The sequence below is a fragment of the Pantoea sp. ACRSC genome, assembly GCF_022346785.1.
In the GTDB taxonomy this organism is placed as follows: Bacteria; Pseudomonadota; Gammaproteobacteria; order Enterobacterales; family Enterobacteriaceae; genus Pantoea; species Pantoea alvi.
In genome coordinates, this window is the sequence record NZ_JAKRNN010000014.1 from 1 (window position 1) to 21381 (window position 21381).

At 58.5% G+C, this 21381-nt stretch carries 16 protein-coding genes and 1 riboswitch; of the genes, 7 read left to right on the plus strand and 9 right to left on the minus strand.

Features of this window, described 5'->3' with window-relative positions:
- Positions 1 to 436: 436 nt before the first annotated feature.
- Both murI and btuB read right to left on the minus strand, forming a co-directional pair.
- Positions 437 to 1288 carry a glutamate racemase gene (gene murI / locus MHZ97_RS14335; protein WP_239315500.1) on the minus strand — a complete coding sequence of 284 codons (852 nt, stop codon included), beginning with the start codon at positions 1286 to 1288 and terminating at the stop codon, positions 437 to 439.
- Entirely contained in the window at positions 1233 to 3113 is a 1881-nt protein-coding gene (gene btuB, locus MHZ97_RS14340) for a TonB-dependent vitamin B12 receptor BtuB (RefSeq protein ID WP_239315501.1), read from the minus strand. The genes murI and btuB overlap by 56 nt, the downstream gene beginning before the upstream one ends.
- A gap of 69 nt (positions 3114 to 3182) precedes the next feature.
- Positions 3183 to 3365, minus strand: a riboswitch (cobalamin riboswitch).
- Between the two features lie 111 nt (positions 3366 to 3476).
- Between btuB and trmA the strand changes: the two genes are divergently transcribed.
- Positions 3477 to 4583 (plus strand): tRNA (uridine(54)-C5)-methyltransferase TrmA, encoded by a 1107-nt coding sequence (gene trmA / locus MHZ97_RS14345; protein ID WP_239315502.1) that lies wholly within the window; start codon positions 3477 to 3479, stop codon positions 4581 to 4583.
- Between the two features lie 233 nt (positions 4584 to 4816).
- Here the strand turns inward: trmA and MHZ97_RS14350 are convergent, their stop codons facing one another.
- Positions 4817 to 5173: a YijD family membrane protein gene (locus MHZ97_RS14350; RefSeq protein ID WP_103797161.1), complete on the minus strand. Its 357-nt coding sequence runs from the start codon at positions 5171 to 5173 to the stop codon at positions 4817 to 4819.
- A 17-nt stretch (positions 5174 to 5190) separates the two neighbouring features.
- Entirely contained in the window at positions 5191 to 5835 is a 645-nt protein-coding gene (gene fabR / locus MHZ97_RS14355; RefSeq protein WP_033755575.1) for an HTH-type transcriptional repressor FabR, read from the minus strand.
- A gap of 191 nt (positions 5836 to 6026) precedes the next feature.
- On the opposite strand from fabR, the gene sthA reads away from it, so the two are divergent.
- On the plus strand, positions 6027 to 7427 hold the full coding sequence (sthA, locus tag MHZ97_RS14360; protein ID WP_103797160.1) for a Si-specific NAD(P)(+) transhydrogenase: 1401 nt from the start codon (positions 6027 to 6029) through the stop codon (positions 7425 to 7427).
- Here the strand turns inward: sthA and oxyR are convergent.
- Complete coding sequence (gene oxyR / locus MHZ97_RS14365; RefSeq protein ID WP_033792985.1) at positions 7410 to 8327, minus strand: DNA-binding transcriptional regulator OxyR; 918 nt, start codon at positions 8325 to 8327, stop codon at positions 7410 to 7412. The two genes, sthA and oxyR, sit on opposite strands and share 18 nt — an antisense overlap.
- A gap of 126 nt (positions 8328 to 8453) precedes the next feature.
- Between oxyR and MHZ97_RS14370 the strand changes: the two genes are divergently transcribed.
- Entirely contained in the window at positions 8454 to 9188 is a 735-nt protein-coding gene (locus MHZ97_RS14370; protein ID WP_239315503.1) for a glutathione peroxidase, read from the plus strand.
- 120 nt (positions 9189 to 9308) lie between these two features.
- Here the strand turns inward: MHZ97_RS14370 and argH are convergent, their stop codons facing one another.
- The 4 genes from argH to argC form a co-directional block, all read right to left on the minus strand.
- Positions 9309 to 10682, minus strand: a complete 1374-nt coding sequence (gene argH / locus MHZ97_RS14375) for an argininosuccinate lyase (RefSeq protein WP_239315504.1) — start codon at positions 10680 to 10682, stop codon at positions 9309 to 9311.
- 87 nt (positions 10683 to 10769) lie between these two features.
- Positions 10770 to 11987: an argininosuccinate synthase gene (locus tag MHZ97_RS14380; RefSeq protein ID WP_103797157.1), complete on the minus strand. Its 1218-nt coding sequence runs from the start codon at positions 11985 to 11987 to the stop codon at positions 10770 to 10772.
- Positions 11988 to 12010: 23 nt separating this feature from the next.
- On the minus strand, positions 12011 to 12787 hold the full coding sequence (gene argB, locus MHZ97_RS14385; RefSeq protein WP_239315505.1) for an acetylglutamate kinase: 777 nt from the start codon (positions 12785 to 12787) through the stop codon (positions 12011 to 12013).
- A gap of 15 nt (positions 12788 to 12802) precedes the next feature.
- Positions 12803 to 13807 carry an N-acetyl-gamma-glutamyl-phosphate reductase gene (argC, locus tag MHZ97_RS14390; protein WP_103797155.1) on the minus strand — a complete coding sequence of 335 codons (1005 nt, stop codon included), beginning with the start codon at positions 13805 to 13807 and terminating at the stop codon, positions 12803 to 12805.
- Positions 13808 to 13975: 168 nt separating this feature from the next.
- Here argC and argE point away from each other — a divergent pair, with 168 nt between their 5' ends.
- From argE to MHZ97_RS14410, 4 genes are all read left to right on the plus strand, one after another.
- Entirely contained in the window at positions 13976 to 15124 is a 1149-nt protein-coding gene (gene argE / locus MHZ97_RS14395) for an acetylornithine deacetylase (protein WP_103797154.1), read from the plus strand.
- A 285-nt stretch (positions 15125 to 15409) separates the two neighbouring features.
- Positions 15410 to 18061 carry a phosphoenolpyruvate carboxylase gene (gene ppc, locus MHZ97_RS14400; protein ID WP_103797153.1) on the plus strand — a complete coding sequence of 884 codons (2652 nt, stop codon included), beginning with the start codon at positions 15410 to 15412 and terminating at the stop codon, positions 18059 to 18061.
- 152 nt (positions 18062 to 18213) lie between these two features.
- A complete protein-coding gene (locus MHZ97_RS14405; protein ID WP_103797152.1) occupies positions 18214 to 18930 on the plus strand; it encodes a DUF3053 domain-containing protein in 717 nt (238 codons plus the stop codon).
- 445 nt (positions 18931 to 19375) lie between these two features.
- Positions 19376 to 21310, plus strand: coding sequence for a PTS mannitol transporter subunit IICBA (locus tag MHZ97_RS14410; RefSeq protein ID WP_239315506.1), 1935 nt, complete (start codon positions 19376 to 19378; stop codon positions 21308 to 21310).
- The last annotated feature ends 71 nt before the right edge of the window (positions 21311 to 21381 follow it).

Sequence of the window (21381 nt, forward strand, 5' to 3'; positions counted from 1 at the left end):
GCCAGCGTTCAATCTGAGCCATGATCAAACTCTTCAATTTAAGTTTGATTTGCTTAAACCAGTTAAGCGGTGCTCATCTGTAAAACGTCATAATGAATGTCATTATGTGTCCACTCGTGAGGCTTGATATTTTTTAAAGCCCGAAGGCTTTTGATATCTGCTCTCGAGTGCCCACACAGATTGTCTGATAAATTGTTAAAGAGCATGCCGCGATTATTCAGCGGCGCGGGCTGCGTATATTACGCTTTCCGCTTTATCAGTCAAGCATTTATTTTTGCTCTCCTGACGATTCGAACCTTGTCGAATCTTACTTAACACCGCATTCCGTAAGCCGTTGTGCCGTGTCAGTGGAGGCGCATTATAGGGAGTTCTTTCGGGCTGACAAGCGCTAATTTCAAATTAATTTCTGAGTGACTATTTTTTCAGCAAAACTACCCTAAACCGCCACTTTTTCCAGCGCCGGAAAGCCATAACGCTGTAAAACCGGTGATAATTGCAGCGCTTCACCGTTGAGCTCGGTACAAAACGCACAGTTCGCCTGCGAAGTCTGTACCCCAGGCGATTCATGCTCCAGCAGCCAGGCGGTGCGGCGCGCTATCGCTGCGCCCGAATCAATTAAACGCGTGCCTTCGGGCAACACCTGCTGTAGCTCTTCACGCAGTAAAGGAAAGTGCGTGCAGCCCAGCACCACCGTATCTGGCGGTTCGGCCATACGCAGCCAGGGCTGAACGATACGCCGCACATCCTCTATCGCGATAGTCTGACCATGAAGCTTCTGTTCAGCCAGCTCCACCAGCTCCGCCGAACCCAGCATGGCAATCCGGCATGAGGAGGCGAACTGCGCCACAAGATCGTGCGTATAGGGACGACGTACGGTCGCGCGCGTCGCCAGCAGCCCGACGACACCATTACGCGTCAGACGCGCCGCAGGCTTAATTGCTGGTACGACGCCAACGACGGGAAAGCCGAAGCGCGCGCGCAGCGCTGGCAAAGAGACCGTACTGGCGGTATTACAGGCGATGATGCAAAGCGAAAGCGGATGACGGCTGGCAATCGCGCCGACGATATCGACGACGCGCTCGACAATATACTCTTCGCTCTTTTCTCCGTAGGGAAAACCGGCGTTGTCGAAAGCGTAGAGATAGTGCAGATCCGGCAGTAGCTGCCGGACCTCGTCATAGACAGAGAGCCCACCCACGCCGGAGTCAAACACCAGCACGGTGGGGCGCAGATCAGAAGCTGTAGCTGGCGCTGAGGTAATACTCCGTTCCTGGAGTTCGATAGCCATACGCTGTCTCGTAATCTTTATCAAACAGGTTGGCAATTCTACCACGAACCATCAGCTGAGATGTGACCGGATACGACACCGCGAGATCCCACAGGCTAACACCGCCCAGTTTAACGCGACGGGTAGGATAGCTGTTGTAGTCGTTATCAAAGCGATCGCCCAGATAGTGATAAGTCACCGACCAGTCGAAATCATAGAGAGACCAGTCGAGCTGATACTTAACCTGCTGTTTTGCACGGCGCACCAGCTGTTGATCCGTTTCGCCATCGCGTGCATCAACGTAGTCATAGGAGATCTGGTGGCCCAGCGGGCCGGTATCGAACGAGGCGGTCGCCTCGACGCCTTTAATGTGCGCCTTGCTGATGTTGTAGTAGCGATAGGTGGTCGGATCGCTGTCTATCAGGTTATCAATGTCGTTGCGATAACCGGATACCCGCCAGCTAACCGGACCGGTCAGCCCTTCGAAGCCCCCTTCCCACTGCTTACTCTTTTCTGGATCCAGGTCGGGATTGCCGTAGCCTGGACTATAGATCTGGGAGAGGTTTGGCGCCTTAAAGGCGGTGCCGTAGGAGGCGAAGGCGCGATAACCTGAAATAAACTCCCAGGATGCAGCGGTTTGCCAGGTGTTGTGCCAGCCGAACTGGTTATTGTCATCGCCGCGCAGCGCGCCCTCCAGCGTCACGCTGCCGTACTGCTGCTGTCCGGTAAGATAGAGGCCGGTGTTGCGCTGCTCATACCCGTCCGCCAGGTAGTTGGTACCCGGTTCAGTGGTCTCTTTCTGCCAGTCGACGCCGCCGCTAATCGCGCCCTGGCCAACCTGCACGGTGTTACCCCACTGAAAATTGTACTGGGTAACGTCATCAAAGGTCGAGGCGGCGCCAAAGCGGCCGTTGCGCGGATCGTAGTTAATGTCTTTGGTGCGGCTGTAGCTGGCGATCAGCTGCGTTGAATAGCTATCCCGGTTGAAGCGCAGGCCAGTATCCCAGGTCTGACTATAGAGCTGACGCGTATCCGCCAGGCCGACAATACTGGTGTAGCTGTCATCATAGCTATAAGAACCGTCATAGGCGGTGCGGTTGTCAAAACCGTAGCCGCGCACGAATCCGCTCAGCTCATCGCTGAACTGGTGCTCAAGGTTGCCATAGAGGGTTTTACTCATAAAACCATCTCTGTCGCCCTGCGCCGGACCATAGTCGTTAGGATAGCCTGCGCCGACGTCGAAGCCGCGGGTATAGGTGTAGTTGCCAGCCAGCGTTACTCTGGTGGCGTCGCCCAGCTGCTGCTGCGTAGACCCGTCGTAAGACTGATAGCCTTTCGAGCCGGCGCCTGCGGTGAGCGTCGTGCCGGGCTGCGCGCGGCCGGTAATAATGTTCACCACGCCGCCGATAGCATCCGATCCATAGACCGCCGAGCGCGCACCGCGGATATATTCAATACGCTGCACCAGCGAAAGCGGGATCTGGCTAAGGTCTGAGGAGCCGGAGATGCCCGCCTGGTTGAGGCGAATACCGTCAATCAGGATCAGCACGTGGCTGGAGTTGGTGCCGCGAATAAACAGCGAGCTGGTTTGCCCCAGGCCGCCATTCTGCGCCACGTCGACGCCAGGCAGACGGCGCATAACATCGGTCAGGCTTTTTGCCTGCCAGCGGTCGATCTCGGCGCGCGTCACCACCGTGGTGGGCGCCAGCACCGACGAAGCTGGCTGAGCGAAACGGTTGGCGGTGACAATTTGCGTATCATCATTATCCTGAGCGAAACCAGGTTGCGCCCAGAGAGCAAGCGCCGTTGCGCTAAATGCGAACAGCGAAGCGGAGTGTTTTTTCATTGTTATGAGCATCCAAAAGACGAAACAGGATGCCGCAGATATACGATCGATAGCACGCGATGACCGTACGAGTTGCGACGTCACGCCGGCAGGTCTTCGGGCTGGGAACCATAAAGTGGCGAAGACTTCCCATCCAGCTGGACAGTGTCTGCAAGGCGATCGCCACGACATTCCTTACCGCTGCGCGTCAGCTCCAGATTCGCACTGGATTCCCTATTAACTCAGGCTGAGGCCGGCGCAGGCAGTCTACAGGAGTGGTAATGGAAGTCCAGACTGCCATACTGCCCGGCGCGCACAGGACTGGACAACGCCAGGTGAATGCCTACAATCGCCCGGCAAGTTTGCTATTAACCAGGATCGCACATGACACCCGAACATCTCCCGACTGAACAGTACGACGCGCAACTGGCCGAGAAAGTCAGCCGTTTACAAACGATGATGACGCCATTCGCCGCGCCTGAAGCGGAGGTGTTTCGCTCGCCGGTCAGCCACTACCGGATGCGCGCGGAGTTCCGCCTCTGGCACGATGGCGACGATCTTTACCACATCATCTTCGATCAGGCGACGCGCGAGCGTATTCGCGTCGATCGTTTTCCCGCCGCCAGCGAGCTGATCAATGCGGTGATGCCGGAAATGATCGCGGCGATCCGCGATAACCGCGTGCTGCGCCATAAGCTGTTTCAGATCGACTATCTCTCGACCATGAGCGATGAGATCGTTATCTCCCTGCTCTACCACCGCAAGCTCGAGGCGGACTGGGTTGAAGCGGCGAGCGCCCTGCGCGACGCGCTGCGCGCCAAAGGTTATAAGGCGCAGCTGATTGGGCGTGCCACCAAAACCAAAATCTGTCTCGATCAGGATTTTATCGACGAACGCCTGCCGGTGGCGGGCCGCGAAATGATCTATCGCCAGGTGGAGAACAGCTTTACCCAGCCCAATGCGGCAATGAACATCCAGATGCTGGAGTGGGCGCTGGACGTCACCAGCGGATCGCGCGGCGATCTGCTCGAGCTCTACTGCGGCAACGGCAACTTTTCACTGGCGCTGGCGCGCAATTTCCGCCGCGTGCTGGCGACGGAAATCGCCAAGCCTTCGGTGGCAGCGGCGCAGTTCAATATCGAAGCCAACCAGATCGATAACGTGCAGATTATTCGTATGGCGGCAGAGGAGTTTACCCAGGCGATGAACGGCGTGCGCAGCTTTAACCGCCTGCAGGGCATCGATCTGAAAAGCTATGAGTGCGAAACCATTTTTGTCGATCCGCCGCGCAGCGGGCTGGATGAAGAGACAGTGAAGATGGTGCAGGCCTATCCGCGCATCCTTTATATCTCCTGCAACCCCGAGACGCTGTGCGACAACCTGCAAACGCTGGCGCAGACGCATGAGGTTTCACGCCTGGCGCTGTTCGACCAGTTCCCCTATACGCACCATATGGAGTGCGGCGTGTGGCTGACGCGAAAAGAGGGATAAAAAGGTCTTGTCTGTATCGCGGTCGCAGCGTCGCTCAAGGCATCGCTGCCCGCCCGCCTGTTTACGCACCTCATCCTTGAGGCGCGCCGATAAAGGGGCCAGCGCTCTGCGCCGTTCAGAAACGCTCCCTGCGTTTTTGTCCACGGCGCGGGCCGCTTTGCGCTTTGTGCCACGCCACCCGCGTTTTAACTTACCCAGCCGTCTGACGGAAACGTCAAACTCCAGGTTCGCCCTTAATCGTTGTTCTTACGACGCTTAATCTTCACGCCAATCCAGAACACCAGCGCCACCATCAGCAGCGTCGGAATAAAGTTAGAGCCGATATCGGGATACTCGGCGCGCACCAGCGCGCTATATACCAGAATGCCCAGCAGGAAAAACGCCGCCGCCAGACCCGGCATGCCATCCGGCATATTGCGATTCAGATAACGCTGATGCAGGCTCCAGACTGCAAGCCCCAGCGCGATAATCGGGAAGATAGAAAAAGGTACAAAGGCGCTAAACAGCACGGAAAATGAGCCGTTAATCGCTAAACCGGTAATAAAAGCCAGCAGCAGCGTGCCTTTATCGCGGGAAGTCGGTTGTGTCATGGCATTATCCTTATCGATTACTCTTCGGGTTTTTCCAGGGTGACCGCCAGGCGTTCCTGCTCGCGGCGATACCAGTAATAAGCGCCTTTGGCGATCATGCGCAGCTGCAGCACCAGGCGATCTTCAAGCTTGCGACGCTGCTCGATATCCACATCCAGCGCTTCCGCGCCCGCGCTAAAGACAATCGTCACCATCGCCTCCGCCTGCGCTTCGGTAAAGCTGCGCGGCATGCGGTTTTCGACTTCAAGGTAGTCAGCCAGCTCGGCGATGAAATGCTGGATTTCACGCGCCACGGCGGCGCGAAACGCGGCAGACGTGCCGGAACGCTCGCGCAACAGCAGCCGAAACGCGTTGGGATTGTTGCCGATAAACTCCATAAATGTGGAGACCGACGTTTTGATAATGCTGCCGCCCTTCGCGATGCGCTGACGCGCCTGACGCATCAGCTGGCGCAGCATCAGGCCGCTCTCATCGACCATCGTCAAACCAAGCTCATCAACATCTTTAAAATGACGATAAAAAGAGGTGGGCGCGATACCCGCTTCCCTGGCAACCTCACGCAAACTTAAACTGGCGAAGCTGCGCTCGGCGCTGAGCTGGCTGAATGCCGCTTCGATCAGCGTACGTCTTGTACGTTCTTTTTGTTGCGCTCTGACGCCCATTCTCTCTGCCTTGTGACGAGTTAAGAGGGCACTATAACAAAATATTCAGCGTACATAGGTCAAAGTTTGTGACCGCCTGTGAACCTCACGCTTTGTCAATCCGTGGGGAATTTCACTGTTAGAATTCAGATGTGCGCGGCGAGATGTTAGAATCTCGTTGTAAAAATGTATAGAAAATAGGACGTACTGGTATGCAAAAGTCTTACGATTACGATGCCATCGTGATTGGCTCCGGTCCTGGAGGTGAAGGTGCAGCCATGGGCCTGGTGAAGCAGGGAGCGCGCATCGCAGTGATCGAACGCTACCATAACATCGGCGGCGGTTGTACTCACTGGGGCACCATTCCCTCCAAAGCGCTTCGCCATGCAGTCAGTCGCATTATTGAATTCAACCAAAACCCGCTTTACAGCGATCACACTCGCCTGCTGCGCTCCTCGTTCGCCGATATCCTTAACCATACGGAGAACGTCATCAGCCAGCAGACCGCCATGCGTCAGGGCTTTTACGAGCGCAACCGCTGCGAGCTGTTTCAGGGCAACGCCCACTTTATCGATGCCAACACTATTGAAGTCGAACATTACGACGGCACGCGCGAGCGCCTGACGGCGGAAAAATTTGTCATCGCCTGCGGCTCTCGCCCTTACCATCCGGCGGACGTCGATTTTACCCACCCGCGCATCTACGATTCCGACTCCATTCTTAATCTGCATCACGAGCCGGGCCACGTCATTATCTATGGCGCAGGCGTTATCGGCTGCGAGTATGCGTCGATTTTTCGCGGGCTGAACGTCAAGGTCGATCTGATTAACACCCGCGACCGTCTGCTGGCGTTCCTCGATCAGGAGATGTCCGATTCGCTCTCCTATCACTTCTGGAACAGCGGCGTCGTTATTCGCCACAACGAAGAGTTTGAGAAAATCGAAGGCGTTGAAGATGGCGTGATTATGCACCTGAAGTCGGGCAAAAAGGTGAAAGCCGACTGCCTGCTCTATGCAAACGGCCGAACCGGCAACACCGATTCGCTGGCGCTGGAAAACGTCGGGCTGGAGGCGGACGGACGCGGCTTGCTGAAGGTAAACAGCATGTATCAGACCGCGCAGCCGCACATCTATGCGGTAGGCGACGTTATCGGCTATCCGAGCCTGGCCTCAGCCGCCTACGACCAGGGCCGCATCGCCGCGCAGGCCATTATCAAAGGTGAAGCCAGCGCGCACCTGGTGGAAGATATCCCGACCGGTATCTATACCATTCCGGAAATCAGCTCGGTAGGCAAAACCGAACAGCAGCTGACGGCGATGAAGGTGCCTTATGAAGTGGGCCGCGCGCAGTTTAAGCATCTGGCGCGCGCGCAGATTGTCGGCATGAACGTGGGCAGTCTAAAGATCCTGTTCCACCGCGACACCAAAGAGATCCTGGGCATTCACTGCTTTGGCGAGCGTGCGGCGGAGATCATTCATATCGGCCAGGCGATTATGGAGCAGAAAAACGGCGGTAATACCATCGAGTACTTTGTTAATACCACCTTTAACTACCCCACCATGGCCGAGGCCTATCGCGTGGCCGCGCTAAACGGCTTAAACCGCCTGTTTTAACGTGGTATCGAGATAGCCCTGCATGTGCGTGCGAATCGCTTCTGCCAGCTGCTCATAGCGGCTGCGCAGAGGCGAACCGGGTCGATAGACCAGCGCGATGGTGCGCTGCGGCACAGGCTTATAGCACGGCAAATAGCATACGCCGTCGCGCACGCGCTCCTGCGGCACAGCCAGCGCGGGCAGCAGCGTGATGCCGCTTCCAGCCGCGACCATATTGCGCAGCGTCTCCAGACTGGTGGCGCGAAAATGCGTATCTTCATCCGCACCCGCCTCAAAGCAGAAGCCCATCGCCTGATCGCGCAGGCAGTGGCCGTCTTCCAGCATCAACAGCTTTTCGCCCGCCAGATCGGACATCGGCACGCGATCGCGGTCGCGCCACGGGTGATCCTGATAAACCGCCAGCTTCATCGGCTCGTCGAACAGCGGCACCTCAATAAAGGCTTCACTCTCTTTCACCAGCGCCAGGATGGCACAGTCGAGCTTGCCGCTGTCGAGCTGCGCCAGCAGCTGCTGCGTCTGCGCCTCGTGCAGATACATCTCCAGCTTGGGAAAAGTGCGATGCAGCATAGGAATGATTTGCGGCAGCAGGTAGGGGCCGGTAGTGGGGATAAGCCCGATATGCAGCGGTCCGGACATGGCTTCGCCCTGCTGGCTCGCCATCTCTTTTAATACTTTAACTTCCCGCAGCACGGTGCGCGCCTGATCGACCAGCAGCATGCCCGCCTGGGTGAACAACACTTTACGGCTGGTTCGCTCCAGCAGCATCACGCCCAGCTCATCTTCCAGCTTGCGGATCTGTCCGCTGAGCGTCGGCTGGCTGACGTGGCACGCATCCGCCGCCCGGCGGAAGTGGCGATGCTCGGCAAGCGAAACCAGGTATTCAAGATCGCGAATGTTCATTGTTATCCTCCAGACCACGATAGCCCGTGGCGATAGATAGGATAGCAATGAACGATTAGCCCTATCAAGCAATGATCAGAATAATGCACGCAACAAATTCAGGCGATCTGCTCTCAAGGAGAAAATATGTTTGCAACTCAGGAAGGTAAGCCGGTTCCGCAGGTCGTATTTCATACCCGACAGGGCGATCGTTGGGTAGACGTTACTACCGATGAGCTGTTCAAAGACAAGACGGTTATCGTCTTTTCGCTGCCGGGCGCCTTTACGCCCACCTGTTCATCGAGCCATCTGCCGCGCTACAACGAACTTTACAACGTCTTTGCCCAGCATGGCGTTGACAGCATTCTCTGCGTGTCGGTTAACGACACCTTTGTAATGAACGCCTGGAAAGCGGAGCAGCGCGCAGAAAATATTACCTTTATTCCAGACGGCAACGGCGAGTTTACGCGCGGAATGGGGATGCTGGTTGAGAAAGGGGACCTCGGTTTCGGCGCGCGCTCGTGGCGTTATTCGATGCTGGTGCACAACGGCGTAATCGAGAAGATGTTTGTTGAGCCAGACAAGCCGGGCGATCCCTTTGAGGTTTCCGACGCCGATACCCTGCTGCGCTATCTGGCGCCAGAATTCAAAGTGCAGGAGTCGGTCTCGCTCTTTACCAAACCTGGCTGCCCGTTCTGCACCAAAGCGAAACAGATGCTGATCGACAACAATATGCCGTTTGAAGAGATTGTGCTGGGTCAGGATGCCACCACCGTTAGCCTGCGCGCCGTATCGGGCCGCGCCACGGTGCCGCAGGTCTTTATCGGCGGTCGCCATATCGGTGGCAGCGACGATCTGGAGCAGTACCTGCTGTCAGCGTAAAAGAATCACTGTGTCAGCCGGAGCGCTGGCCCTCTGATGATGTGCCTATAAAAATAGTAATTAAATTCCGAAGCTAGAGGTTAGCGGGCAATTATTGCCCGCCTTTTTTTTGCCTGCCGATCAGCCGAGACGCTTTTTCGCCTCGGCGATGGCGGATGCCACCTGCTGCGGAGCGACGCCGCCTTTCGCATTACGTTTTTCCAGGCAGGACTGCAGCGCCAGAACAGGGTAAACGTCCTCTTCAATCGCCGCGCTGAACTGCTTTAGCTGCGCCAGCGACAGCGCTTCCAGCGCCACGCCCTGCCCGATCGCTTCCACGACCGCTTCCCCAACGATGTGGTGCGCTTCGCGGAACGGCACTCCCTTCGCCACCAGATAGTCGGCCAGCTCAGTCGAGTTAGCGTAGCCCTGCTCCGCCGCTTCCTGGCAGCGCGGACGTTTTACCTGAATGCCATCCAGCACCAGCGCCGACATATGCAGACAGTCCAGCCAGGTGTCGAGCGCGTCGAACAATCCCTCTTTATCTTCCTGCATATCTTTGTTGTAGGCGAGCGGCAGGCCTTTCAGCGTCATCATCATGCCGGTCAGCGCGCCCTGCACGCGGCCACACTTGCCGCGGATCAGCTCCAGCGCGTCTGGATTTTTCTTCTGCGGCATCAGCGATGAGCCGGAGGTCACCTTATCAGACAGCTCGACAAAACCCGCTTCGCCGGTGTTGAAAAAGATTAAATCTTCGGCGAAGCGCGACAGATGTACCATGCCGATAGAGGCATCGGCCAGCAGCTCCAGCACGTAATCGCGATCGGAGACGGTATCCAGGCTGTTGCGGGTCGCGGAGGCGAAGCCCAGCCAGCCGGCCAGCTGTTCGCGGTCAATCTCATAGGCGGTGCCCGCCAGCGCGCCGCAGCCGAGCGGGCTGACGTCGAGACGCTTCAGCGTATCCTGCAGACGGCTTTCGTCGCGCGCCAGCATTTCAACATAGGCGAGACACCAGTGAGCGAAGGTCACCGGCTGGGCGCGCTGCAGGTGGGTATAGCCCGGCATTACCGCATCCTGGTTGGCTTCGGCGGTCGCCGTCAGCGCCTGCTGCAGCTCGCGCGTCGCACCCAGCAGCGCCTCGACCTGCATTTTGCACCAGAGCTTCAGATCGGTGGCGACCTGATCGTTACGGCTGCGGCCGGTATGCAGCTTCTTGCCCAGCGCGCCGACTTTCTCAATCAGCTGGCCTTCAACCCAGCTGTGGATATCTTCGGCATCGCTTTGCAGGATCTGTTCTGGATCCGCCTGCACCTCAGCCAGCAGCGCATTCAGTGCATGCTCCAGCTGCTGCTGCTCATCATTGCTCAGCACGTTAACCGTCACCAGCGCTTTGGACCAGGCGATGGAGCCGACAATATCCTGCTCCGCCAGACGATAGTCAAAGCGCAGCGAATCGTTGAACTGTTTGAAACGTTGGTCTGCTGCCTGGGTAAAACGTCCGCCCCAAAGTGCCATGTGAAACTCCTTCAATCCTTAAACCAGAGGCGGCCCGAAGCCGCCTCTGCGAAATCTGGTTGGGCGAGGCACACGCCTCGCCGGTTATTACTTCTTCTGCTCGTTCAGGGCGCGAATGCGCGAAGAGAGCGAGAACAGACGGATAAAGCCGCCTGCGTGACGGTGATCGTAAACCTCGTCTTCGCCGAAGGTGGCGAACTCTTCCGAGTAGAGGCTGTTAGAGGAGCGTTTCTGGATCGCCGTCGCCTGACCTTTATAGAGCTGCAGCACGACTTCGCCATTTACCTCTTCGGCCAGCGACTCGGCAGCGGCCTGGATTGACTTACGCAGCGGCGCAAACCAGCGGCCGTCGTAAACTACGTAAGACATCTCATGGCCCAGCTGCTCGCGCCATTTGAAGCTGTCGCGATCCAGTACCAGCTGCTCAACCGCGCGCAGCGCGTTGACCATAATGGTGCCGCCAGGGGTTTCGTAGCAGCCGCGCGACTTGATGCCGACCAGACGGTTTTCCACGATGTCGATACGGCCTACGCCATGCTTCGCGCCGATGGCGTTCAGCACTTCCAGACACTGGAACGGGCTCAGCCTTTCGCCGTTCACCGCGACAACGCGGCCTTTTTCCACGGTGACGGTGACGTTTTCCGGCTGATCGGGCGCTTCCAGCGGATCCACGGTCCACACCCAGCAATCTTTATTCGGCGCATTGGACGGGCTTTCCAGCACCCCGCCTTCGGTCGAGATATGCCAGGCGTTCTCGTCACGGCTATAGATTTTTTCCAGCGACGCGGTAGTCGGGATATTGCGCTCTTTCAGGTAGTCCAGCAGCGCTTCACGGGAACGCAGGTTCCATTCACGCCACGGCGCCACCACTTTCAGCTGCGGCGCCAGCGCGGTGTAGGTGGTTTCGAAACGCACCTGATCGTTACCTTTGCCGGTCGCACCGTGGCACAGCGCATCCGCGCCGACTTTCAGCGCCAGCTCAACCTGCGCCTTGGCGATAATCGGACGCGCCATTGAGGTGCCGAGCAGATAGGTGCCTTCATACAGCGCACCGGTCTGCAGCACCGGATAAACGTAATCGCTGATAAACTCTTCACGCAAATCGACTACGTGGCACTCAGAGGCGCCGGACTGCAGCGCTTTCTTCTCCACGCCTTCCAGATCGCTACGCTCCTGGCCAATATCCGCCACAAATGCCACGACTTCGCAGCCGCCGTAGTTCTCTTTCAGCCACGGAATAATGGCGGAGGTATCCAGACCGCCGGAATAGGCCAGTACGATTTTCTTGATATTTTGCGTGCTCATGTCGTCATCCTAAATCTAAGTCGTTAAGCGAGGATCCGGGTGCCGATCGACACGCCGTTAAACAGGTCAGGCAGTTGCTCTGCGTGGCGCCAGCTGGCGATATCCACCGGGCGGCCCAGCGTGCGCGCCGCGTCGAGCGCCGCGTTCACTTTTACAATCATGCCATCGGTAATGATGCCTTGTGCAATAAGCTGCTCCGCTTTGGCGGCGGTCATCTCTTCGATGCGCTGGCCTTTGCCGTCGAGAATGCCGCTCACGTCGGAGAGCAGCACCAGATCGGCGCCCAGCGTGGCCGCCAGCGCGGTCGCCGCCTGGTCGGCGTTGACGTTCATCAGCTCGCCCGCGTCGGTGATGCCGATAGAGCTGACAATCGGCATATAGCCTGCGGCCAGCAGGGTGTTAATCAGCGCCGGATCGCCCGGCTCGGCGTGGCCGACGTGTCCCAGCTCTTCATCGAACTGCGCCACCTTCACCAGGTCGGCGTCGCCCAGGCTCAGCCCGACCGCCTTAATGCCGTGCTTTTTCGCCCATGCGAGCAGGGTTTTATTGGCGGTGCCCGCCAGCGCGCCGGTAATAATGTCGATCTGATCGGCTGGCGTAACGCGAAGGCCGTTCTTCTTCTTCACCGGCAGCGACAGCTTTTTCATCAGCTCGTCGACCACGCAGCCGCCGCCGTGAACGATCAGCAGCGGACGCTGATGAGCGCTGCGATAAGCCAGCAGCGCGTCGAACAGGCGCGCCAGCGCCTCTTCGCTGTCGAGCAGCACGCCGCCCAGTTTGATAATTAATGGAGTTGTCATGTGCATCCTTGTCCGTTAAATCAGCGACTGCGTTTCAGGGAAGCCGAAGCGAATATTCAAACACTGCACCGCCTGCGACGCAGCGCCTTTCAGCAGGTTATCCTCCGCCGCGACGACGATCAGATGCTCGTCCTGCACCGCGAAGCCGATGTCGCAGAATGGCTGGCCGATAACCGCTTTCAGCGCCGGCACGCCCTGCTCATAGACGCGCACCAGCGGCTTGTCGTGATAGGCGCTGTGGAACGCCGCCGCTACGTCGTCGTGCGTGACGCCCGCCTTCAGACGGCAGGTGATGGTCGCCAGAATACCGCGCGGGAAGTTGCCGAGGTGCGGCGTAAAAATCACCGGCGCGCCGAGATGGGCAACAATTTCTGGATGATGGCGATGATTGAACAGGCCGTACGGCTGCAGGCTCACTTCGCAGAAGCTGGTAGTGACGCTGGCTTTACGGCCGGCACCGCTTACGCCGCTGGTGGCGTTGATCACCGGCCACTGATCGGCGTTAAGCAGATCGCCCTCGATCAGCGGCTTCAGCGCCAGCTGCGCCGCGGTGGGATAGCAGCCCGGCACCGCCACCAGCTGCGCCTCTTTGACTTGCGCGTGGTTCCACTCCGCCAGGCCGTAGACCGCTTTGTCGAGCCAGTCGGCGTGCTGATGGGTGAAGCCGTAATAGCGCTGATAAAAGTCGCCGTCGTTGACGCGGAAGGCACCGGAGAGATCGAACACCACGCAGCCGGCCTTCAGGAACTCAGGTGCCAGATCGTGACTGACTTCATGCGCGGTCGCCAGGAACACCACATCCACCTTGTCCGCCCACTCGGCCGCGCTGCTTAACGGCTGCAGCGGCAGATCCACCACGCCTTTCAGCTGCGGATGCAGATCGGACAGACGCTTCCCGGCATCCGGGCTTTGCGCTGAAACCGCCAAAGCGGTTATGTTCATATGTGGATGGCGATTGAGGAAGGTGGCGAGCTCTACGCCAGCGTAACCACTGGCACCAACGATCAGCGTATTCAACATCAGGCTGTATACCTTTTTACAGTCACACGTTCCGGGTCGCGGCCTTGCCCCGTTGCCCACGATGCCGTTTGCGAAGGATTTCTGCTTCCCAGCCAACCGGCGTTAATGTATTTTTATTCACTATTAATGCATGAATATTGATACATCCTAACTCAAGGACCGTCAACAGTGAAGACAAAATTACCGCCTTTTATCGAACTCTACCGCCAGCTGATTGCCACACCGAGCATCAGCGCAACCGACGCCGCGCTCGATCAGAGCAATGAAACTTTAATCAATTTGCTGGCAGGCTGGTTCCGCGATCTCGGCTTTAACGTAGAGGTACAGCCGGTGCCGGGCACGCGCCATAAATTTAACCTGCTGGCGCGCAGCGGCAGCGGCGCAGGCGGTCTGCTGCTGGCGGGCCATACCGATACCGTGCCGTTCGACGACGGGCGCTGGACGCGCGATCCCTTTACCCTGACGGAGCACGACAACAAGCTCTACGGCCTGGGCACCGCCGATATGAAAGGCTTCTTCGCCTTTATCCTCGACACGCTGCGCGACGTCGACGTCAGCAAACTCAGCAAGCCGCTCTATATTCTCGCCACCGCCGATGAAGAGACCACCATGGCGGGCGCGAAGTACTTCTCTGAAACGGCGAGCATTCGCCCAGACTGCGCCATTATCGGCGAGCCGACCTCGCTGAAGCCGGTGCGCGCGCATAAAGGCCATCTCTCGCACGTTATTCGCGTGCAGGGCCAGTCTGGCCACTCCAGCGATCCGGCGCGCGGCGTCAACGCTATCGAACTGATGCACGACGCCATCGGTCATCTGATGCAGCTGCGCAATACCCTCAAAGAGCGCTATCACCACGACGGCTTCGCCATTCCCTATCCGACCATGAACTTCGGCCATATCCACGGCGGCGACGCGGCGAACCGCATCTGCGCCTGCTGCGAGCTGCACATGGATATTCGTCCGCTGCCGGGCCTGTCGCTAAACGACCTGGAAGGGCTGCTGAACGAGTCGCTGGCGCCGGTCAGCGCGCGCTGGCCGGGACGGCTTACGGTCGGCGAGCTGCATCCGCCGATTCCGGGCTACGAATGCCCGGCCAGTCACGAACTGGTTGCCGTGGTGGAAAAACTGCTCGGCACGCAGACCGAAGTGGTGAACTACTGCACCGAAGCGCCGTTTATTCAGGAGCTGTGCCCGACGCTGGTACTGGGGCCGGGATCGATCAACCAGGCGCATCAGCCAGATGAATTTATCGATACCGCATTTATTAAGCCGACTCGCGCCCTGATCGCGCAGGTTGTGCAGCACTTTTGCCACTGATACGCAATAAACAGGGCAATCTACTGTTAAGAAAGTAAATTTCCTGTTCAATACGCGGGATTTGCTGATAAGAATAACTTATCCCGCTCCTCTCTATTTAAAATCTTTGAATTTCCAGCAGTTAGCCGCATGTTACCGGGCGCTTATGCGCATTGACGTCGCCAGGTTTACGTGGCTAGATAAAAGACGATGTTATGCCCGGTGGGTGATTACTCATGCAGTTTCGGCCTTGCCGCGAACGCTGGGTGTAGAAGTTTACAAAGACGATAAGGGTGTCAGGGTCACATGAACGAACAATATTCCGCAATGCGAAGTAATGTCAGTATGCTCGGCAAACTGCTCGGGGATACGATCAAGGATGCACTAGGAGAGAACATCCTCGACCGGGTGGAGACCATCCGCAAACTCTCAAAGTCATCCCGTGCGGGAAATGACACTCATCGCAAGGAACTGCTTAACACGCTGCAAAATCTGTCGAACGACGAGCTGCTGCCGGTGGCACGCGCTTTTAGCCAGTTTCTTAACCTGACCAACGTCGCCGAACAGTATCAGACCATTTCACGCAGCGGCGACGGCGCGAACCATCCCGAACTGTTGAAAACCACCTTTGATCGTCTTAAACAACAGCCCGACGTCAGCGAAAGCGCGATCCGTGCAGCGATTGAATCGCTGTCGCTGGAGCTGGTGCTGACGGCGCATCCCACCGAGATCACCCGCCGCACCCTGATCCACAAGCTGGTCGAGGTGAACAGCTGCCTGAAGCAGCTCGATCACAGCGACATCTCTGACTATGAGCGCAACCAGATTATGCGCCGCCTGCGACAGCTGGTGGCGCAGGCGTGGCACACCGATGAGATCCGCAAATATCGGCCGACGCCGATCGACGAAGCCAAATGGGGCTTCGCCGTGGTGGAGAATAGCCTGTGGGAAGGCGTACCCGCCTTTCTGCGCGAGCTGAACGAGCAGGTCGAAGAGGCGTTCGGCGTGAAGCTGCCGGTAGATTTCGTGCCGGTGAAATTTACCTCCTGGATGGGCGGCGACCGTGACGGCAACCCCAACGTCACCGCCACGGTGACGCGTCACGCCATGCAGCTCAGCCGCTGGAAAGCCGCCGACCTCTTTCTGCGCGATATCGGCGTGCTGATCTCCGAGCTCTCGATGTCTGAATGCAGCGACGAGGTGCGCGAGCTGTGCGGCGACCCGGAGGCGATTGAGCCTTACCGCGTGATTCTGAAGCGCATGCGCAGCCAGCTGCTCGCCACCCAGTCCTGGCTTGAGCGCCGCCTGAAGGGCGAGCATCTGCCGCGTCCTGCCGATCTGCTGGTCTCCAACGATCAGCTCTGGACGCCACTTTACGCTATCTATCAGTCGCTGCAGCAGTGCGACATGGGCATTATCGCCAACGGTCAGCTGCTGGATACGCTGCGCCGCGTGAAGTGCTTCGGCGTGCCGCTGGTGCGCATCGATCTGCGTCAGGAGAGCACGCGCCATACCGAAGCGATCGCTGAAGTGACCCGCTATCTCGGCCTCGGCGACTATGAAAGCTGGTCGGAAGCGGATAAGCAGGCCTTCCTGGTACGCGAGCTTAACTCCAAACGTCCGCTGCTGCCGCGCCACTGGGCGCCGAGCGACGAGACGCGCGAAGTGCTGGAAACCTGCCGCGTCGCCGCCGAAGCGCCGCAAGGCTCGATTGCCGCCTACGTTATCTCGATGGCGAAGACGCCGTCCGACGTGCTGGCGGTGCATCTGCTGCTGAAAGAGGCGGGCATTACCTTCGCCATGCCGGTCGCGCCGCTGTTTGAGACCCTCGACGACCTCAACAACGCCAATGACGTTATGAGCCAGCTGCTGAATATCGACTGGTATCGCGGCTTTATTCAGGGCAAACAGATGGTAATGATCGGCTACTCCGACTCGGCGAAAGATGCCGGGGTGATGGCCGCCAGCTGGGCGCAGTATCAGGCGCAGGACGCGCTGATCAAAACCTGCGAGAAAGCCGGCATCGCGCTGACGCTGTTCCACGGCCGCGGCGGCAGCATCGGCCGCGGCGGCGCGCCTGCGCACGCGGCGCTGCTGTCACAGCCGCCGGGCAGCCTGAAAGGCGGCCTGCGCGTAACCGAACAGGGCGAGATGATCCGCTTTAAGTATGGTTTGCCGGAAGTCACCATCGCCAGCCTGTCGCTCTACACCGGCGCGATTCTGGAAGCGAACCTGCTGCCGCCGCCGGAGCCGAAGAAAGAGTGGCACACCATTATGGATCAGCTCTCACAGCACTCCTGCGCCATGTATCGCGGCTACGTGCGCGAAAACCCGGACTTCGTGCCCTACTTCCGCTCCGCCACGCCGGAACAGGAGCTGGGCAAGCTGCCGCTCGGATCGCGTCCGGCGAAGCGTCGCCCGACCGGCGGCGTCGAGTCGCTGCGCGCCATTCCCTGGATCTTCGCCTGGACGCAGAACCGCCTGATGCTGCCCGCCTGGCTCGGCGCGGGCGCGGCGCTGCAAAAGGCGATGGACGAAGGCCATCAGGATCAGCTCGAAGCGATGTGCCGCGACTGGCCGTTCTTCTCCACGCGGTTAGGCATGCTGGAGATGGTGTTCGCCAAAGCTGACCTGTGGCTGGCGGAATATTACGATCAGCGTCTGGTGGACAAAACGCTGTGGCCGCTGGGTAAACAGCTGCGCGACCAGCTTGACGCCGACATTAAAGCGGTGCTGACCATCGCCAACGACGCGCATCTGATGGCGGATCAGCCCTGGATAGCCGAGTCGATCGCGCTGCGTAACGTCTACACCGATCCGCTCAACGTGCTGCAGGCGGAGCTGCTGCAGCGTTCGCGCGATCAGGAAGCGCGCGGCGAAGAGGTCGATCCGCGCGTCGAGCAGGCGCTGATGGTGACCATCGCGGGCGTCGCCGCGGGTATGCGCAACACCGGTTAACCCTCTTGACTACTCCGGGCAGGCCTCTGCCCGGAAACCTCTGAGCCGCAGCGCCTTTCCCGCTTGCCGGCGTTGTGCCTGAGCGCTACTTTGCTCTATTCTTTAGGACCATTCCTCAGTTATCCACATTCTCATTTACAGGAGTTGCCCTTATGGCATCAGGAATTTCTCGCATCTGGATGCGTACCGGCATGTTGCTCGGCGCCGCGTTGCTGGTGCTTAACCTCACCGCGTGCGGCGACAAAGAGGGCGATCAGCGCAAGGCCTTTATCGACTTTCTGCAAAACACCGTTATGCGCAGCGGCGAACATCTGCCAAGCCTGAGCGAAAGCCAGAAGCAGAATTTTGGCAAGTACGCGGGCGACTACGCCATTCTTTACGGCTTTTCCCAGCAGGTGAATAAGGCGATTGATCAGGGCATGCGTCCGGTGGTTGATGAGCTGTCGGCGATCCACGTACCGCAGGACTACCTGACGCGCCGCGACGCGCTGCGTCAGGCGAACGGCGCGCTGGTGATTGTCACGCAGCAGCTGGAGAGCGCCAAAATGCAGGCGGACAGCAGCAAGGCCTCGCTTAAGCAGGAAGAGGATCTGAAGAAGGTCTACGACGCCGCTTACGATAAAGTGGTTACGCAGCCAGCTAACCAGCTGGTGCCGCTGCTGCCGAAGCTGCAGGCGCTGAGCCAGGGCGCGGCGCAGGCGGGCGACTTTCTGCAGCAGCAGGGGCCGCGCGTGAGCTTTAACAATAGCGCCGTTCAGTTCCCGACGCCCGATCAGGTCACGCAGTATAACGCGCTGATGAGCACCATCTCCGCCAACGCGCAGGCGTTGACTCAGGCGCAGACCGCCGTGCAGAACGGCCTGCAGTAAAGCCTCCTCCGGGACAAGTTTGCCGCTTGTCCCGGCCTCCCCGCATTACCGCTTTTCACTTTATTGTCCGCCCGACAAACGCGCCGCCAGTAGTGTGATCTGGCGCATTTTCAATCAAAAATAGTTTGTGAACTTCGTCACATATATGAAACAAACCGAGATGATCTAAATGTGATTTTAGTCACATATATCCCGGTTTTGTGGCGAAAAAATCGTCTTTGCCGGTTTTTTAAGCCGATGTTATGTGATCTAAATCACCAAAAAAGCCCCTGCCACCACTGTAGTTAAGTGATCTGGATCACACTTAGGCCGCCCGCTACGCAGCGTCATATTCGCGTGTTAGAGTCCGCCTGCATACAGTAATAGCGACGGCTCGACGCCGTGCTGGCTTAACAAAAACAAACGCGCTCTCTTATTGCAGCGCGTCTCGATAAGGGGTGGCTTTATGTCCTCATCAGTCAAGGTCAAGGTTCAAAGCTTTGGTCGCTTTCTGAGTAATATGGTGATGCCTAACATCGGGGCGTTTATCGCCTGGGGTATCATTACCGCGCTGTTTATCCCGACCGGGTGGATCCCTAACGCGACGCTGGCGAAGCTGGTCGGTCCGATGATCACCTACCTGCTGCCGCTGCTGATCGGTTTCACCGGTGGCCGTCTGGTTGGCGGCGATCGCGGCGGCGTAGTTGGCGCTATTACCACTATGGGCGTGATCGTCGGCGCCGATATGCCGATGTTCCTCGGCGCCATGATTGCCGGTCCGCTGGGCGGCTGGGCGATCAAATCCTTCGACCGCGCCGTTGACGGTAAAATCAAAAGCGGCTTCGAAATGCTGGTCAACAACTTCTCTGCCGGCATTATCGGCATGTTGCTGGCGCTGCTGGCGTTTCTCGCCATCGGGCCGCTGGTAGAGGGGCTGTCCCATATTCTCGCCGCAGGCGTCAACCTGATGGTGCAGAACAACCTGCTGCCGCTGACCTCCATCTTTGTTGAACCGGCGAAAATACTGTTCCTTAATAACGCCATCAACCACGGCATCTTCTCACCGCTGGGCATCCAGCAGGCAAGCGAAGCGGGCAAATCGATCTTCTTCCTGATTGAGGCGAACCCTGGTCCGGGTATGGGCGTACTGGTCGCCTATATGATGTTTGGCCGCGGCAGCGCCAGGCAGTCTGCGGGCGGCGCGGCGATCATCCACTTCCTCGGCGGCATCCACGAAATCTACTTCCCGTACGTGCTGATGGCACCGCGTCTGCTGCTGGCAGTGATTCTGGGCGGCATGACCGGGGTCTTCACCCTGACGCTGCTTAATGGTGGTCTGGTCTCTCCCGCCTCGCCGGGCTCTATCCTGGCGGTGCTGGCGATGACGCCGAAAGGCGCCTACTTCGCCAATATCGCGGCGATCGTGGCGGCTTTTGCGGTCTCCTTCGTGGTCTCTTCCATCCTGCTGAAAACCAGCAAAGCCAAAGAAGATGACGATATCGAAGCGGCGACCAAACGCATGCATGATATGAAAGCACAGTCGAAAGGCCAGGCTGTGGCGGGCGCGCCGGTGGTTACCGACGCCAGCAGCGTTGACGTCAGCCACGTGCGCAAAATCATCGTCGCCTGCGACGCCGGTATGGGTTCAAGCGCGATGGGCGCGGGCGTGCTGCGCAAGAAAGTGCAGGATGCGGGACTCACTAACGTTTCCGTTACCAACAGCGCGATTAACTCGCTGCCGGGCGACGTCGATCTGGTGATCACCCACCGCGACCTCACCGAGCGCGCGATGCGTCAGGCACCGCAGGCGCAGCATATTTCGCTGAATAACTTCCTCGACAGCGCGCTCTACACCAACCTGACCGATCGCCTGGTAGCGGCGAACCGCAGCGAAGCGCACCGCGAAGTGGTACAGACCGCGCTGGCGGACAGCTACGACACCAGCAACCCCCATCTTTTTAAGCTGGGCGCGAACAACGTCTTCCTCGGCCTGAGCGCCAGCAATAAAGAGCAGGCGATCCGCTTCGCCGGCGAACAGCTGGTGAAGGGCGGCTACGTGCAGCCGGAATATGTCGAAGCGATGCTGGCGCGCGAAAAACTCACCCCCACCTATCTGGGCGAGTCCATTGCGGTGCCGCATGGCACGGTGGAAGCGAAAGATCGCGTATTGAAAACCGGCGTGGTGTTCTGTCAGTATCCGCAGGGCGTGCTGTTCGGCGACGATGCGGATGACGTGGCCCGCCTGGTTATCGGTATCGCGGCGCGCAACAACGAGCACATCCAGGTGATCACCAGCCTGACCAACGCGCTGGACGACGAAAGCGTGATTGAGAAGCTGGCGCACACCACCAGCGTGCAGGAAGTGCTGGATCTGCTGTCAGGCAGCCCGGCGGCCGCCTAAACGTCCTGCGTGAATTTCCCTGGGGCGGGTAAGCCCGTCCCGATTTCCGGGGCGGGCGTGCCCGCCCCATC